The organism is Agromyces sp. P1_H4, assembly GCF_056405255.1.
Map to the genome: position 1 here is coordinate 1 of NZ_JBFUCL010000044.1, position 16,011 is coordinate 16,011.

A 16,011-nucleotide genomic window follows, 5' to 3' on the forward strand; every position below is an offset into this window, starting at 1 on the left:
TCGATGCGGTCTGCGTCGTCGATGCCGACCAGATGGCCGAGTTGGCCGGCGACGGGAGCGGCACCGGGATCGGACGCCGACCGGCGCTCGGAGCGAGCGACGGTGCCGGCCGATCGCCCGATGCGGACCACACCATCGGCACCGGTTCGGACGACCCCACCGGAGTGCGCATGCTCGATGCGCTCAGCACCCGCACGCCGCGCGAGCTGGCGGACGTCGCGCGCAGGGCGGGGCTGTCGGTGCCCGAGGCGATGTCGGCCCTCGGCCGGTTCGAGGCCGAGGGGATCGTCGAGCGACGTCCAYCCGGCTGGCTCCGGCGACGGGCCGGGTGATGCCCGGCCAGGCGTCGGCGGCACCGCCTAGGCTGACCACGAGGGGGTCGGAATGCAGGCGGAACAGGCAGCGCAACTCGGTCGATACCCGGCTGCGAAGCGGGTCATCGCCCATGTGAGCGACACCCACCTGCTGCAGGGCGGAGCCCGGCTCGGGGGCGTCGCCGACACCGTGCGGGCGCTCGACCAGGCCGTCCAGCAGCTCTCGCGACTCGGAGACCGACTCGACGCCATCGTCGTCACGGGCGATGTCACCGACCTCGGCGAGCCCGACGCCTACCGCCTCGTCCGCGATGCGATCGATCCGCTTGCGGCGTCGACGGGCGCGGCACTGGTCTGGGTCATCGGCAACCACGACGAGCGGCCCGTCTTCCGTCGTGAACTCCTGGGGGAGGCGCCCAGCGAGGCACCCACTCACCGCGCGGTGGCGATCGGAGGCCTTCGCATCGTCGTCCTCGACACGAGCGTTCCGGGATACCACCACGGTGCGCTGGACGCGACGTCGCTCGAGTGGCTCGACGGCGTCCTCGCCGAGCCCGCGCCCGAGGGCACCGTCCTCGCGATGCACCACGCCCCGATCCCCACGCCCCTCCCGCTCATGGACGTCCTCGAACTCCGCGGACAGGACGAGCTCGCCGACGTCATCCGCGGCCGCGACGTGCGTCACATCCTCGGCGGACACCTGCACTACGCGACCAACGCCATGTTCGCGGGCATCCCGGTCTCCGTCGCAGGTGCGCTCGCCTACACCATGGACCTCTCGGCGCCGCCTCGCGACCTGGTCGGCGTCGACGGCGGCCGCTCGTTCACGCTCGTCCACCTCTACGACGACGCTGTCGTGACCTCCGTCGTCCCCCTCGGACCGTTCCCCGTGGTCACGCATCTCGGCGAGGCGTTCCTCACCGAGATCGAACAGCTCCCACCCGCCGGGCGCATCGAGCGGTTCTCACGGAAGCCCACCGCTCCCGAGGCGGAGTGATGCACGGCCACGCCGCAGTCGTACACCCGACTCGGCCTCCGACCGCGACCCGAGGGCGCGACTCGTGACGCTCGACGCCCTCCTCGACGACTACCTCGGGCACGTCCGCTCGGAGCGCGGCTACTCGGCCCACACCGTCGCGGCGTACCGCGGCGACCTGGTCGACCTCATCCGGTTCGCCGACGCGCGTGGGGTCAGGTCGCCGTCGGGCGTCGACCTGCCCCTCCTGCGCGACTGGCTGTACGCGGCGACCGAGCGCGGGCTCGCACGCACCAGCATCGCCCGGCGCGCGGCATCCGCTCGTGGCTTCACGGCGTGGTTGCACCGACGCGACCTCCTGCCCGCCGATCCGGGCGCGCGGCTCAAGGCACCCCGGGCGCAGCGCACGCTGCCTCGCGTGGTGACCGAGCGTGCGCTCGCCGAGGCGCTCGGCGACCTGGCCGCTCGCGCGGCCGACGGTGATCCTCTCGCCGTCCGGGATGCCGCGATCGCGGAGCTGCTCTACGCCTCGGCGCTTCGCGTCTCCGAGCTCGTGGGCCTCGACGTGGACGACGTGGACCGTCGCCGTCGAACGGTCCGGGTCACCGGCAAGGGGTCGAAGGAGCGCGTCGTGCCGTATGGTGCGCCGGCCGCCCGCGCCCTGGACCGCTACGTCGACGACGCGCGCCCGGCGATCATCGCTGCGGCCGGAAGCGCACGCGGGAGTGCGGCCGGGAGTGCGGCCGGGACGCCCGCGACCCATGCCGTCTTCCTCGGCGTTCGCGGCGGGCGGCTCGGGGTGCGCAGCGTGCACCGACTGGTCGCGGGCCTGCTCACCGCGATCCCGGGCACGGGCCCGAGCGGGCCGCACGCGCTGCGGCACAGCGCCGCGACGCACCTGCTCGACGGCGGCGCCGACCTGCGAGCGGTGCAGGAGTTCCTCGGCCACGCGAGCCTCGGGACCACGCAGATCTACACGCACGTCTCGGCCGAGCGCCTGAAGCAGAGCTACCAGACCGCGCATCCGCGCGCCTGAGGCCCTCGATCGACCGCCGATCAGGTGCCGTCGAATGGCAGCAGCACGGCCCGGGGGAGTCCGCCGAGGAACAGGAACGGCGAGACGTACGCGCCGTCGATGCGCACCCCGAAGTGCACGCAGCCCGACGCGCAGTGGCCGCCCGTCGCGACGCGACCCACGATGTCGCCAGCGCGCACGATGGTGCCCGCCGCCACGGCCGCCTCGACGGGTTCGACGGCGCTGACCACGCCGTCGCCATGGTCGACGGCGACCACCCCGCGGTCCGCGACCGTGCCGGCGAAGCTCACGACCCCATCGGCGGGCGCGACGACCACGGCGCCGCCCTGCGCGGCCACGTCGAGGCCGCGGTGGCCCGCGGCGTACGGCGTGGCCGGCGCCCGGAACGGCGCGACGACCCGGATCGGGGCGGGAACCGGCCAGCGCCACGGATCCTCGAGCGCGGCGGCCGTCCTCCGCGTGCGGGCTGAGCCGTCCTGCTCCGACTCCACCGCGGATACCGGCAGCGTTCCGGCGGGCGTGGCGGCGAGCGCGAGGGTGAGCGCGAGTCCGATGCCGACCTTTCGACGTGACATGGGAATCCTCATCCGAACAGCGTGCGGGCGTCCGCGTGGTCGACGTGATCGCCCGACCCGCGCAGGCTCAGCAGGCCGCCGCCCGTGGTTGGGGAGGGGGAGTGCCGATGGTAGAGTATCGGGAGCACCTCGGCCTGCCGGGGTGACTACGCGTGCCATTCGGCCACCGACTCCACTCAGTCCCGCTCCCGCTCCTCCGAGCTCGAGCAGGCGGAGCCGTGCCGGGCACCAGGGCTCACGGCCGCCGGCCGGAGCGTCAACTGAGAACAAAGGAGTACGGCTCATGGCCGTCGTCACCATCCGCCAGCTGCTCGACAGCGGCGTGCACTTCGGGCACCAGACCCGCCGTTGGAACCCGAAGATGAAGCGGTTCATCTTCACCGAGCGTTCCGGCATCTACATCATCGACCTGCAGCAGTCGCTCGCCTACATCGACAAGGCGTACGACTTCGTCCGCGAGACGGTCGCCCACGGCGGCACCATCCTCTTCGTCGGCACGAAGAAGCAGGCCCAGGAGTCCATCGCCGAGCAGGCGACCCGTGTCGGCCAGCCCTACGTGAACCAGCGCTGGCTCGGCGGCCTCCTCACCAACTTCACCACGGTCTCCAAGCGCCTCGCGCGCATGAAGGAGCTCGAGGAGCTCGACTTCGAGGGCACCACGAGCGGCTTCACCAAGAAGGAGCTCCTCATCAAGAAGCGCGAGCTCGACAAGCTGCACAAGTCGCTCGGCGGCATCCGCAACCTGTCGAAGACGCCGTCGGCCCTCTGGGTGGTCGACACCAAGAAGGAGCACCTCGCGATCGACGAGGCCAAGAAGCTCGGCATCCCCGTCATCGGCATCCTCGACACCAACTGCGACCCCGACGAGGTCCAGTACCCGATCCCGGGCAACGACGACGCGATCCGCTCGGTGAGCCTGCTCACCCGCATCATCGCCGACGCCGCGGCCGAGGGTCTCATCGAGCGTCACCAGAAGCCCGAGGCCGAGGGCAACGTGTCGGCCGTCGAGCCGCTCGCCGAGTGGGAGCAGGAGCTCCTCCAGGCGCAGACGCCCGAGCAGTCGTCGCCCGAGACCGACAAGGTCGATGGCGCCACCGCTGAGGCCGAAGAGGTCGCCGAGGTCGCCGAGGCCGTCTCGATCGACGAGGTCGTCGAGGCGACGACCGAGTCCGAGGCCGACGTCGAGGGCGCTGCTGCCGCAGAGGCCGCCGTCGAGGCCGACGAGACCAAGTAATCCACTCCACCTACGACCACGAGTCCAGGAGACATCCCACTATGGCCAACTTCACACTCGAAGACGTCAAGAACCTGCGCGAGCGCCTCGGCACCGGCATGGTCGACACGAAGAACGCACTCGTCGAGGCCGACGGCGACATGGACAAGGCGGTCGAGATCCTCCGCCTGAAGGGCGCGAAGGGCAATGCCAAGCGCGCCGACCGCTCCACCGCAGAGGGCCTCGTCGCCGCCGTCGACAACGGCGACGGCACCGCCACCATGATCGAGCTCGCCTGCGAGACCGACTTCGTCGCCAAGGGCGACAAGTTCGTCGGCCTCGCCGACCGCGTGCTGGCCGCAGTGGCCGCCGCGCGCRCCGCGACCGTCGAGGCCGCCCTGGCCGCGCCGGCCGAGGGCAAGACCGTCGCCGACGTGATCAGCGAGGAGGCGGCGATCCTCGGCGAGAAGGTCGAGCTCCGCCGCATCCGCCTCGTCACGGGTGAGCACTTCTCGATCTACCTGCACAAGACGTCGAAGGACCTGCCCCCGCAGGTCGGCGTCGTGCTCGGCTACGCTGGCGACGACGCGGAGACCGCTCGCTCGGTGGCGCAGCACATCTCGTTCGCGAACCCCGAGTACCTCACCCGTGAGGACGTCCCGGCGGAGTCGGTCGAGAAGGAGCGTTCGATCGTCGAGCAGATCTCCCGCGAGGAGGGCAAGCCCGAGGCCGCCCTCCCGAAGATCATCGAGGGTCGCGTCGGCGCCTACTTCAAGCAGGTCGCCCTGCTCGAGCAGGACTACGCGAAGGACAACAAGCTGTCCGTGAGCAAGGTCCTCTCCGACGCAGGCCTCACCGTGAGCGACTTCGCTCGCTTCAAGGTCGGCGCGTAGCACGTCGTGAGGGAGCCCGGATCGCATCGGCGATCCGGGCTCCCTTTTCCATGCGCGGATGCCGCGGGCGACGCGCCCGTCGAACGGCACGGCCGCGCGACATCCGGCACCGGCACTGCGCCGAGGTCGGCGAACCACTAGTTTTGACACGGGCACGAAGGATTGGGGCGAGGATGACGGATCGCAGGCGCAGGGTGATGCTGAAGCTCTCGGGCGAGGCGTTCGGCGGAGGGCAGCTCGGGGTCAACCCCGACGTCGTGAGCTCGCTGGCGCGCGAGATCGCGGATGCGGCGCGCACGGTCGAGATCGCGATCGTCGTCGGCGGCGGCAACTTCTTCCGCGGCGCCGAGCTCTCGCAGCGTGGCATGGACCGYGGTCGTGCCGACTACATGGGCATGCTTGGCACCGTCATGAACTCCCTGGCGCTCCAGGACTTCCTCGAGCAGGCCGGCGCCGAGACCCGCGTGCAGTCCGCGATCTCGATGACCCAGGTGGCGGAGCCCTACATCCCGCGCCGTGCCGAGCGCCACCTCGAGAAGGGTCGCGTCGTCATCTTCGGCGCCGGAGCGGGCCTCCCGTACTTCTCCACCGACACGGTCGCCGCACAGCGCGCGCTCGAGATCGATGCCGACGTCGTGCTCGTCGCCAAGAACGGCGTCGACGGCGTCTACTCCGACGACCCTCGCACCAACCCCGACGCGCACAAGATCGACCGCATCAGCTACCAGGAGGCACTCCAGCGGGGCCTCAAGGTCGTGGACTCGACGGCGTTCAGCCTCTGCATGGACAACGGCATGCCCATGCAGGTCTTCGGCATGGAACCGCGCGGCAACGTCACGGCGGCGATCCTCGGCGCCGAACTCGGCACGATCGTCAGCAACGGCGTGCCCGTCTCCACTCGATAGACTGTCCCGAGTAGCGAACAGAAGGAGCCCCCGTGATCGCGGATGTACTGTCCGATGCCACTGCACGCATGCACAAGGCCGTCGAGGTCGCGAAGGATGACTTCGCCTCGGTGCGAACCGGGCGGGCGAACCCCCAGCTCTTCCAGAAGATCATGGTGAGCTACTACGGCACGCCGACCCCGCTCTCGCAGCTCGCGTCGCTGCAGAACCCCGAGGCTCGCACCCTCGTCGTGACGCCCTACGACAAGAGCGCACTGAAGGACATCGAGCAGGCGATCCGCGACACCCCGAACCTCGGTGCGAACCCGACGAACGACGGCAACATCGTTCGCGTGACGCTGCCCGAGCTGACCGAGGAGCGTCGCCGGGAGTACGTCAAGATCGTGCGCTCGAAGGCTGAGGACGCCCGCGTGTCGGTGCGGAACATCCGTCGCAAGGCGAAGGACGACCTCGACAGCCTCAAGGGCGAGGTCGGCGACGACGAGGTGTCGCGTGCCGAGAAGGAGCTCGAGCAGCTCACGAAGACGAACGTCGACGCGATCGACGACGCGCTGAAGCGCAAGGAAGCCGAACTCCTCGAGGTCTGAGGGAACACCATGTCGGGCGTTCCAGGGGGAGATGACGAGTCGGACGCCGGAGGGCATGACCGGTCATCCCGAGACGACTTCAAGTCGCAGGTGCAGGCTCGCAGGGCCGATCTCGAGCGGCAGTTCGAGGCGTCCAAGGCGCAGTTCGACCAGGCGCAGGAGAAGATCCAGGCCCGCACGGGCCGCAACCTGATCCTGGCGATCCTCATCGGGCTCGCCTTCGGCGGGGCGCTCCTGCTGAGCCTGCTCGTGATCAAAGAGCTGTTCATGGTGTTCGCCCTGCCGCTCGCCGGCTTCGCGAGCTACGAGTTGGCGCAGGCCCTCCGGAAGGGCGACTTCCACGTCCCGCGCATCCCGACCGTCGCGGCCGCCGTGATCGCCATCCCGGTGTCGTACTACTTCGGGGCCGGCGGCCAGTTCCTCGCGGTGCTCGGCGGGATCGTGGTCGTGACGGCCTGGCGGCTCGTCGAGCAATTGATCCCCTCCCAGCGCCGCACCGGCACGAGCCTCGTCCGCGATCTCACCGCCGGCGCGTTCGTGCAGGGCTACGTGGTGCTCCTCGCGACGTTCACCGTGGTGCTCACGGCGGCCGACGGCGGGCAGTGGTGGACGCTGGCGTTCATCATCATCGCGGTGGCGGCGGATGTCGGTGCGTACGCGTTCGGGCTCATGTTCGGCAAGCATCCGATGGCCCCCGTCATCAGCCCGAAGAAGACCTGGGAGGGCTTCGCCGGGGGAGCGGCTGCCAGCGTGCTGGCCGGACTGCTCCTGTCCACGCTCATGCTCGGCAACACCTGGTGGTTCGGGCTCATCTTCGGCGCGGCGATCTTCCTCACGGCGACGCTCGGCGACCTCGTCGAGTCCCTCGTGAAGCGCGACATCGGCATCAAGGACATGAGCTCGTGGCTGCCGGGGCACGGCGGATTCCTCGACCGCCTCGACTCGATCCTGCCGTCCGCGGCCGTGGCGTTCCTCGCGTTCCTGGTCTTCGGTTGAGCGTCCGCGATAATGGTGCGGTGGACTCCACCTTCCCTCGCGCCCGCAAGCCTCAACTGGGATACAACACCGCCCAGGTCGAGGAGTTCCTCCAAGTGGCGCGTCGCGCCTACGACGGCACGGCGAAGCCCGGCGACCCGCCGCTGACGTCGGAGAAGATCCGGCTCACCGCCTTCGCCATGCAGAAGGGCGGATACTCGACCGCGCACGTCGACGCGGCGATGGAACGGCTGGAGGACRCGTTCGCGGCCGAGGAACGACAGGTCGCCGCCAGGCTGCACGGCAGCGAGGCGTGGCTCAGCGAGGCGCGCACGACCGCGCAGGTCGTCTCGAACCGACTTGCCCGGCCGGCCGGGGAGCGCTTCGATCGCGTGAGCCCGCTCGCCCTCGGCTATCGGGTGCGCGACGTCGACCGATTCGCCGACAAGTTGACGCGGTACTTCCGCGACGGATGGCCCATCTCGATCGACGACGTGCGCACGGTCGTCTTCCCGACGCAGCGCGGCGGCTACCGCGAATCGCAGGTGGACCTCGTGCTCGACGCCGTGGTCGACGTCATGCTCGCGGTCCGGTGACCCGGGGTTCGACCCGGCCCCGCCGGCTCCGATACACTCGACGAATCGTGGGCAGGCACTCGGACATCGACGCATCGACGGCACCCGTGCATCCTGCCGCACCGCCGGTCAGGCGCCGGGGTCGCGTGAAGCAGTCCGCGACCGCCGTGTTCGCGTTCCTCGCCTCCGTGAGCTTCCTGCTCGTGAACGTCGTCGACCCGTTCTCGGGCGCGACGGCCTCACCCGACTTCGCCGCCTCCGGTGAGCGGTTCGGCGGGGCCGACGTGCAGGCGATCGACGTCGAGGGCGAGTACACGATCGACGTGTCCAAGGAGTCGTACGACGTCGAGAAGAAGCCAGAGGTGAAGCTGGCCCCGGCGTCGACGTCGGCGAGCAGCGGTTGGGCACCGCCCGCAGTGACGCCCGACCCCGGTTCGGCGCAGGCCTATGCGGCCGGCGCCGTCGCCGCGCGGGGCTGGCCGTCGAGCGAGTTCGACTGCCTGGTGGCCCTGTGGAGCAAGGAATCGGGCTGGCGGGTCAACGCATACAACGCGTCGAGCGGCGCCTACGGGATCCCTCAGGCACTGCCGGGCTCGAAGATGGCGACGGCCGGGGCCGACTGGGAGACCAATGCGGGAACCCAGATCGAGTGGGGCCTGGGCTACGTGCAGGGCAGGTACGGCACCCCGTGCGGCGCGTGGGCGCACTCGCAGGACTCCGGCTGGTACTGAGCTCAGCGCGTTGCGCCCGGCAGCCGACGTCACGCGTCCCGCCTAGACTGGGACCATGGCACGCTCGAACCGATCTCGCGGTCGGGCGGCCCGTGCTCGTGAAGCGCATGTCGAGCTCGACGTCGATCGGCTCACGTCCGGATGGCGCCGCACCGAGGTGCGTGGTGGCCGCGAGTGGAACGTGCAGCCGGTCTCCGAGGCGCAGGCGGTGAAGGCGTACGTCTGCCCGGGGTGCGGCTTGGACGTGACCCCGGGGGTGGCGCACCTGGTCACCTGGCGTGCCGACGGCGTCCTCGGCGACGCCGCCGATCTCGCCGCCCGCCGGCACTGGCACACCCACTGCTGGAGGATCGAGGCCCGATGAACGAACCGCACGCCGACCCCGTCGAGATCCGAGCCGGGGTCGAGCTTCCCGCCGTGCGGGAGGACATCGAGTTGCGCACGGCCGACGGGCTCCGGTTGGTGGGCGAGCTTGCCACCCCGATCGACCGTGCACCGGTCGCGACGCTCGTCACGCTGCATCCGCTGCCGACCGCCGGCGGCTTCATGGACTCGCACATCCTCCGCAAGGCTGCGGCGCGGCTTCCCGCCTTGGCCGACCTCGCCGTGCTGCGGTTCAACACCCGGGGCACGTCGTCCCCGCGGGGTACCAGCGAGGGCACCTTCGGCGAGGGCGTCGCGGAACGGGCGGATGTCGCAGCGGCGATGGCGTTCGTCGCCGAGCGCGGGTTGCCGGCTCCCTGGCTCGTCGGATGGTCGTTCGGCACCGAGCTCGCCCTGAAGTACGGGCTGGAGCACGGCATCGCCGGCGCGATCCTGCTCTCGCCGCCGCTGCACCGGACCAGCCAGGAGGAACTGCAGCGGTGGAACGCCTCGTCGACGCCGATGGTGGCCGTGATCCCCGAGCACGACGACTACCTGAAGCCCGACCAGGCCGCGGAGCGCTTCGCCGTCCTGCCGCGACTGCGCCGGGTCGACGTCGCCGGCGGCCGCCACCTGTGGGTGGGGGAGTCGCAGACGCGGCGCGTGCTCGAGGAGATCGTCGCGGCGGTCAATCCTTCGGCGCTGCCGCTGCCGACGACCTGGCCTCCCGCGAGCTGAGCGGCGAGGCATCCGGAACCCGATCGCTCGGGAGGGCGACCGCGACCCGGTGGGTCAGAGCTCGTTCTGGTGCGGGATGACGACCTGCTTGATGATCAGCAGGATCGACGCGGCGACGGGGATGGCGATGAGCGCCCCGAGGATGCCGAGCAGCGCACCGCCGGCCAGTGCCGCGATGACCACGAGCGCGCCCGGGACCTTCACCGCGCGGTTCATGATGCGGGGGCTCAGCACGTATGCCTCGACCTGCATGTAGACCAGGTAGTAGATCGCCGCGACGAGCGCGGTGAGCGGCGACCCGAGGCCGGGGATCAGGCAGACCAGCACGATGAGGACGGACCCGGTCAGCGTGCCGACGAGCGGGACGAGCGAGAACAGGAAGGCGATGAACGCGAGGACCGCGGGGAAGGGCGCCTGGATGATCGAGAGGAAGATGAAGCTCGCGATCCCGTTGCAGGCCGCGAGCCCCGCCTGTCCGAGCACGTAGCGGCCGACGGACTGCGTGATCTGCTCGGTGAGGTCGGCGAAGCGCTCGCGCTTCGAGGCCGGTACCAGTTGGTACGTGCCCCGCTTCATCGCGTTGAGGGATGCCGCGAAGTACAGGGTGAGGATGAACACGATCACGATCGCGAACAGGCCGGTGCCGATGGCGACGGCGACCTGCAGGACGCCGCCGGCGAGCTCGCTCAGCTTCTCGGGATTCGTGAAGAAGTCGGTGACCGCCGTCGTGACCTGCTGGCTGATCTCGTCGACGGGCACCTGGGGGAACTGGTCCTTCAGGCTCTCGATCCACTCCTGCGAGTTGACCCGGTCGACGATGAGGGGGATCTCCTCGACGAGCTGGCTCACCTGGTCGACCACGATGGGGACCACGGCGAGCACCAGTGCCGCGACGAGCAGCCCCACGCCGGTCATCACGATGAGGATCGCCGCCCAACGCGGAAGCCCCCGGCGCTCGAGCCAGCTGATCGCCGGATCGAGGCCGAGGGCCAGGAAGAGTGCCGCGCCGACATAGGCGATGATCGTCGAGAGGCTCGCGATCGAGAACAGGATGAGCAGGCCGGCGCCGACTCCGAGCGTTCCGACGAGTCCGAAGCGGAACGCGTTCTGGATTCTCATGGAGGCGGCGCGGCCTCGCGTCAGCGGGTGCTCTGCGCGGCGACCTGCTCGGCCTGCGTGAGCACGCCCCGCAGGCTCTCGAAGTAGCCGGCCACGGCGTCGCGCTCGATCTTGATCTGCGAGAGGCGGTCCTCGGCGTCGGCGACCAGGGCGCGGGTGCGCTCCTCGGCATCCGCAATGAGCTTGCGTGCCTGGTCGTGCGCGGCGGCCACGCGGTCGCGGGCCTCCTCATCGGCCTTGTCGCGGATCTTGGCGATCTCGGTGCGCACGTGCGTCTCGAGGCGGTCGGCCTCCGCGCGGCTCTCGGAGGTGCGTGCGACCGCATCGGCGAGCTCGGCGTTGGCGTCGTCGAGGAACTTCTGCGTCTGGGCCACCGCCTCCTGGTGCGCGACGAGCAGCTCCTGCTCGGCCTCGTCGCGCTTGGCCGAGAGCTCGGCCTCGAGGTCGAGGTGGGCCTTCTCGATCTCGCGGCGCATGCGGTTCACCTCGTGCGTGGTCTTCTTGCGCATCGCGGTGAGCTGGTTGTCGAGGTCGATGCGCGCCTGCTCGGACTCGGCATCGAAGTCGGCACGGGCCTGCTCCTGCTCGAGGGCGAGGTCGGCCCGCATCTGGTCGAGGTCTGCGGCGTGCTTGGCGCGGATGCGCTCGAGCTCGTGCTGGAGCTTGAGCCGCGCGGCCTCGGCCTCGCGCTCGAGGTCGACCTTGGCCTGCGCCTTCTGCTCGGCGAGTGCCGCGCGGCTCGACTCGAGCTCGCGGTCGAGGTCGGTGCGTGCCTGCTCGAGCTCGTGCACGAGCGCGGCGCGGCGCTCGCTGATCTCGGCGTCGATGCCGGCCCGGGCCTCGGCGGTCTCGCGCTCGAGGTCGAGGCGCGACTGCTCGGTGTCGCGGGCCAGGTCGATGCGCGCCTGCTCRGTCTCCTTGGCGAGCTCCGCCCGGGCCCGGTCGAGCTCGATGGCGACCTCGGCGCGGGTCTGCTCGGTCTCCTGCGCGAGGCCGGCGGCGGTGGCACGTGCCTCGTTCGCCTCGGCGTTCGCGGCGACGAGGATCTCGGCGGCCTTCTTCTCGGCGGCGGAGATGGTCGCGGCGGACTCGCGCTTGGCGCTTGAGCGGAGCTCGGCGGCCTCGGTGGCCACGGCGCCGCGGATGGCGGCCGCGTCGCGGGCGGCCTCCTGGCGGAGCTGCTCGCTCGCCTCGTGCGCGCGGGAGACCATGTCGTCGGCCTCGGCGCGGGCGTTCTCGAGCGTGCGGTTCGCCTGCGCGCGGGCCTCGGTGAGGGTGCGCTCGGCCAGCTCGTGGGCGTCGGAGCGCATGAGGTGCGCCTCGTCCTCGGCGGAGCGGCGCAGCTTCTCGGCGTCGATGTCCGCCTGGGCGATGAGGCGCGTGGACTGCTCCTCGGCGACCCGGAGGGTGTTCTCGAGCTTGGTGCCGAGGCCGGAGAAGGTCGGGCTGCCGACCTCTTCGAGCTCGGCGGTCAGCTCCTCGATGCGGGCGTGGAGGCGCTTGTTCTCCTTGGCCTGCTCGGCGAGCTGGGTGTTCGTGTTGATGATGTCGCGTCGGAGCCCGTTGATGCTCTTGTCGACCTCGTCCTTGTCGTATCCGCGGAACACCTGCGTGAACTCGGTCTCTTCGACAGCCAATTCTTCCTCCGGGGTTTGTCCCGCGTTCGTGGGGGCTCGTGCGGGTCGTGTCGATTGTACGGGCACCCGCGCCCGCGTGCGCACGCGGGATTCCGGGGCATCGGTGCCGCGGCATCGGGCGGGCGGACGCACTGCGCGCACAGCTGGCGGTTGGCACTCTCTCAGACTGCGCCGGTAGTGTGGAGCGTCCCTGTTCGAAGCCGCGGATCGCGGCACCGGAGGTTTCTTCTTGCGCTTCGCCCTCGCAATCGTGGCGTTCATCGCTGCGGCCGTGATGATCGGGTTCGGCATCGCCCAGCGCACCGTCTTCCTCGACCCCGACCGTGTCGTGCTGTCGACGGAGGTCGATTCCGACGCCGCCTACACCGTCATCGAACCCGACGCCCTCGACGCCTACGCCGGCAAGCAGACGATCACCGTCTCGGGCCCCGACACGGTCTTCGTGGCCTACGGGCGCGACACCGACGTCGAGGCGTGGATCGGCGACTCGCCCTACACGAGCGTGCACTACGACGCCGATGCCGAGCGATTCACGAGTGAGACGGTCGAGCCCGAGCCGGCCGACGATGCCGCGGCGACGACCGATCCGACCATCCCTCCGACGCCTGACGTGCCGGCGACGGATGCCGCGACCGAGCCGGCCGCCGACCCGGCCGCCTCGCCGTCGGGATCGGACCTATGGCTCGACGAGTTCACCGCGGAGCGCACCATCTCCACCACGATCGACGTGCCCGACGACATCTCGGTGCTGCTCGCGAGCGACGGCACCGCTCCGGCCCCCGACGCCATCACGATCGCCTGGCCGCTCGACAACTCGACGCCCTGGGCGGGTCCGCTGCTCGCCGGCGGCGCGCTCGTGTTCCTCGGCGGCATCGCCCTGCTCATCTCGGGCTTCGTGCACCACCGCCGGTCGCGAGGACCCCGACGCAACCTCCCCACCGGCCCGCGCGGCAGGGGCAAGCTGCCCAGCGCGCCGAAGCCGCCCGCGCTCCGACGCAGCCAGGTGAGCGGTCGACGTGCTGTCGGCGGTGCCAAGCGCGTCGCACTCGTGCCGCTCGTCGTGCTGCCGGCCATTGCGCTCAGCGCGTGCTCCTCCGACTACTGGCCCACGTTCGACCAGGCCCCGCCGACGACCGCCGCGGCCACCGAGACCCCGGTCCCCACGGATGCCCCGGCCACGGACGCCGCYGCCGCCGAGGACGAGATGGAGCCGGCCGTGACCGTGCCGCAGATGGAGCGCATCATGCGCAGCATCGCGGTGTCGACCACCGAGACCGACTCCGCGCTCGACGCCCAGGGACTCACCGCTCGCTTCACCGGGCCCGCGCTGGCCGCCCGTCAGGCCAACTACGCGATCCGCGGCACCCTGCCCGACCACCCCGCGCTGCCGCCGATCCCGGCGTCGCCGCTCACGCTGACCCTCCCGCAGCAGGTGGCGGGCTGGCCGGCCAGCGGCCGCACGGTGCTCACCATCGCGACGAACAGCGACGACCCCACCGTGGCGCCGACCGCGCTGGTGCTCCAGCAGGCGACCCCGCGCGACAACTACAAGATCGTCTACGCCATGTCGCTGGCACCCGACGCGGACGTGCCCGAGGTCGCCCCGGCCTCGATCGGCGCACCGCTCATCTCGCCCGAGTTCAAGGGCCTCGTCATGGAGCCCGGACAGGTGGCCGCGGCCTACGCGGACGTGCTCCTCAAGGGCGACGCCTCGGAGTTCGCGACGATGTTCGACGCCGAGGGTGACGCGCTCCGCGAGCAGCTCGGGCCGACCGGCCAGCAGGCCATCAGCGATGCGCTTCCCCCGACGGCGGATGTCGCGTTCTCGAACGCCGTCGGCGCGAGCCCCACCGTGGCGCTCGCCACGAACGACTCGGGCGCCCTCGTCAGCGTGTCGATCGAGCAGACCGAGAAGGTCACGCCGAACGACGGCGGCACCATCGGGTTCCAGGAGGGCGCGCCGGGCCGGGCCCTCTCGGGCTTCGTCGACAAGAGCGCCAAGGGCGTGCAGCGCGTCATCGGCGTGCAGTTGCTGTTCTACGTGCCGGGCGTGGGCTCGGACGAGAAGATCCGCCTTCTCGGCTGGTCCGAGAGCCTGATCGGAGCATCGGAGATACCGTGAGCGACCCCATCCAGCCGAGCGGCCTTCGCGGCGCCGTCGACCTGTCCTCCCTCGTGCAGCGCCCGCCGGCGCAGCGGCAGCCCGCAGGCGGGGGCGAGCCGTCGGCCGGAGCGGGCGACGCGATCGTGTTCGAGACGGATGACGCCGCCTTCGGCGCCACCCTCGAACTCTCGCGCACCGTTCCCGTCGTGGTCGTGCTGTGGGCCTCGTGGAGCGAGCAGTCGATCGCCCTCGTCGAGACCCTCGACCGGCTCGTGCGGGCGCGCGAGGGTCGCCTCGTGCTCGCCGCCGCCGACGCCGATCGCAGTCCGCAACTCGTGCAGGCGTTCCAGGCGCAGGCGATCCCCACCGTGGTCGCCGTGGTCGCCGGCCAGCCCGTGCCGCTCTTCGCCGGCGTCCAGCCCGACGACGTGATCGAGCAGGTCTTCGACCAGCTGCTCGAGCTCGGAGCCCAGCACGGCGTCTCCGGCCAGGTCGAGGCGGGCGGCGAGCCCGGCGAGGGCCCGGCCGAACCCGTCGAGCCCCCGCTGCCCCCGCTGCACCAGGAGGCGTACGACGCCATCGAGCGCGGTGACTTCGAGGCCGCGGCATCCGCGTACCGCACGGCCATCGCGCAGGACCCGCGCGACTCGCTCGCCGTCGCCGGCCTGGCGCAGGCGAACCTGCTGTGGCGCCTGCAGGGCAAGACCCTCGACGCCATCCGCAATGCGGCCGCCTCGGCACCCGACGACCTCGGCGCGCAGCTCGACGTCGCCGACCTCGACCTGTCGGGCGGGCACATCGATGACGCGTTCGACCGCCTGCTGACGCTGTTCCCGAAGCTCGACGCCGACGGCAAGCGCGCCGTGCGCGAGCGGCTCGTGGAGCTGTTCGAGGTCGTGGGCACCGACGACCCCCGCGTGATCGCGGCGCGCCGGCGGCTCACGAACCTGCTCTACTGACGCGTCACCGGCGAGGCTGAGGCGTCACCGGCGAGGCCGGGCCGCGCAGCGCCTCACCGGTCGAGCCTGAACCAGACCGCCGCGAGCGGCGGCAGGGTGAACGACGCCGACGCGGGGCGGCCCGACCACGGGTCGTCCGTCGCCTCGACCCCGCCGAGGTTGCCGACGCCCGAGCCGCCGAACTCCGCGGCATCCGAGTTCAGGACCTCGATCCAGCGCCCGGCGGCCGGGAGGCCGAGGCGGAAGCCCTCGTGCGGCCGGCCCGCGAAGTTGACCACGCAGAGGAGCGGCCGGCGGTCGCGGTCGTAGCG

18 protein-coding genes are annotated in these 16,011 nt (G+C 71.2%); 14 read left to right on the plus strand and 4 right to left on the minus strand.

Annotated elements, in window-relative coordinates:
• From AC1DY2_RS04890 to AC1DY2_RS04900, 3 genes are all read left to right on the plus strand, one after another.
• On the plus strand, window positions 1-332 hold a 332-nt coding region (locus AC1DY2_RS04890; protein WP_476761387.1), incomplete at its 5' end, for a helix-turn-helix domain-containing protein.
• A gap of 52 nt (window positions 333-384) precedes the next feature.
• Window positions 385-1,311 carry a phosphodiesterase gene (locus tag AC1DY2_RS04895; protein WP_476761388.1) on the plus strand — a complete coding sequence of 309 codons (927 nt, stop codon included), beginning with the start codon at window positions 385-387 and terminating at the stop codon, window positions 1,309-1,311.
• A 64-nt stretch (window positions 1,312-1,375) separates the two neighbouring features.
• On the plus strand, window positions 1,376-2,326 hold the full coding sequence (locus tag AC1DY2_RS04900) for a tyrosine recombinase XerC (protein WP_476761389.1): 951 nt from the start codon (window positions 1,376-1,378) through the stop codon (window positions 2,324-2,326).
• Between the two features lie 20 nt (window positions 2,327-2,346).
• Here the strand turns inward: AC1DY2_RS04900 and AC1DY2_RS04905 are convergent, their stop codons facing one another.
• Entirely contained in the window at window positions 2,347-2,901 is a 555-nt protein-coding gene (locus AC1DY2_RS04905; protein ID WP_476761390.1) for a murein hydrolase activator EnvC family protein, read from the minus strand.
• 283 nt (window positions 2,902-3,184) lie between these two features.
• On the opposite strand from AC1DY2_RS04905, the gene rpsB reads away from it, so the two are divergent.
• From rpsB to AC1DY2_RS04950, 9 genes are all read left to right on the plus strand, one after another.
• The gene (gene rpsB / locus AC1DY2_RS04910; protein WP_309979196.1) at window positions 3,185-4,135 is read left to right on the plus strand and encodes a 30S ribosomal protein S2; all 951 of its coding nucleotides are present in this window, start codon (window positions 3,185-3,187) and stop codon (window positions 4,133-4,135) included.
• 41 nt (window positions 4,136-4,176) lie between these two features.
• Window positions 4,177-5,007: a translation elongation factor Ts gene (gene tsf / locus AC1DY2_RS04915; RefSeq protein WP_476761391.1), complete on the plus strand. Its 831-nt coding sequence runs from the start codon at window positions 4,177-4,179 to the stop codon at window positions 5,005-5,007.
• 173 nt (window positions 5,008-5,180) lie between these two features.
• The gene (gene pyrH, locus AC1DY2_RS04920) at window positions 5,181-5,912 is read left to right on the plus strand and encodes a UMP kinase (RefSeq protein WP_309979193.1); all 732 of its coding nucleotides are present in this window, start codon (window positions 5,181-5,183) and stop codon (window positions 5,910-5,912) included.
• 32 nt (window positions 5,913-5,944) lie between these two features.
• Window positions 5,945-6,499 (plus strand): ribosome recycling factor, encoded by a 555-nt coding sequence (frr, locus tag AC1DY2_RS04925; RefSeq protein ID WP_476761392.1) that lies wholly within the window; start codon window positions 5,945-5,947, stop codon window positions 6,497-6,499.
• A gap of 9 nt (window positions 6,500-6,508) precedes the next feature.
• Window positions 6,509-7,495 (plus strand): phosphatidate cytidylyltransferase, encoded by a 987-nt coding sequence (locus AC1DY2_RS04930; RefSeq protein WP_476761393.1) that lies wholly within the window; start codon window positions 6,509-6,511, stop codon window positions 7,493-7,495.
• 20 nt (window positions 7,496-7,515) lie between these two features.
• Complete coding sequence (locus tag AC1DY2_RS04935; RefSeq protein ID WP_476761394.1) at window positions 7,516-8,070, plus strand: DivIVA domain-containing protein; 555 nt, start codon at window positions 7,516-7,518, stop codon at window positions 8,068-8,070.
• 125 nt (window positions 8,071-8,195) lie between these two features.
• Window positions 8,196-8,780 (plus strand): aggregation-promoting factor C-terminal-like domain-containing protein, encoded by a 585-nt coding sequence (locus tag AC1DY2_RS04940; protein ID WP_476761395.1) that lies wholly within the window; start codon window positions 8,196-8,198, stop codon window positions 8,778-8,780.
• Between the two features lie 55 nt (window positions 8,781-8,835).
• Complete coding sequence (locus AC1DY2_RS04945) at window positions 8,836-9,144, plus strand: hypothetical protein (RefSeq protein WP_476761396.1); 309 nt, start codon at window positions 8,836-8,838, stop codon at window positions 9,142-9,144.
• Window positions 9,141-9,881 carry an alpha/beta hydrolase gene (locus tag AC1DY2_RS04950; protein WP_476761397.1) on the plus strand — a complete coding sequence of 247 codons (741 nt, stop codon included), beginning with the start codon at window positions 9,141-9,143 and terminating at the stop codon, window positions 9,879-9,881. Before AC1DY2_RS04945 ends, AC1DY2_RS04950 begins: the two co-directional genes overlap by 4 nt.
• 54 nt (window positions 9,882-9,935) lie before the next feature.
• Here the strand turns inward: AC1DY2_RS04950 and AC1DY2_RS04955 are convergent, their stop codons facing one another.
• Together AC1DY2_RS04955 and AC1DY2_RS04960 are read right to left on the minus strand one after the other, a co-directional pair.
• Window positions 9,936-11,000 carry an AI-2E family transporter gene (locus AC1DY2_RS04955; protein ID WP_476761398.1) on the minus strand — a complete coding sequence of 355 codons (1,065 nt, stop codon included), beginning with the start codon at window positions 10,998-11,000 and terminating at the stop codon, window positions 9,936-9,938.
• Between the two features lie 20 nt (window positions 11,001-11,020).
• On the minus strand, window positions 11,021-12,637 hold the full coding sequence (locus AC1DY2_RS04960; RefSeq protein ID WP_476761399.1) for a DivIVA domain-containing protein: 1,617 nt from the start codon (window positions 12,635-12,637) through the stop codon (window positions 11,021-11,023).
• Between the two features lie 229 nt (window positions 12,638-12,866).
• On the opposite strand from AC1DY2_RS04960, the gene AC1DY2_RS04965 reads away from it, so the two are divergent.
• Together AC1DY2_RS04965 and AC1DY2_RS04970 are read left to right on the plus strand one after the other, a co-directional pair.
• Window positions 12,867-14,759, plus strand: a complete 1,893-nt coding sequence (locus AC1DY2_RS04965; RefSeq protein WP_476761400.1) for a DUF8094 domain-containing protein — start codon at window positions 12,867-12,869, stop codon at window positions 14,757-14,759.
• Entirely contained in the window at window positions 14,756-15,700 is a 945-nt protein-coding gene (locus AC1DY2_RS04970) for a co-chaperone YbbN (protein WP_476761401.1), read from the plus strand. Before AC1DY2_RS04965 ends, AC1DY2_RS04970 begins: the two co-directional genes overlap by 4 nt.
• A gap of 53 nt (window positions 15,701-15,753) precedes the next feature.
• Here the strand turns inward: AC1DY2_RS04970 and AC1DY2_RS04975 are convergent.
• On the minus strand, window positions 15,754-16,011 hold a 258-nt coding region (locus AC1DY2_RS04975; RefSeq protein ID WP_476761402.1), incomplete at its 5' end, for an alpha amylase C-terminal domain-containing protein.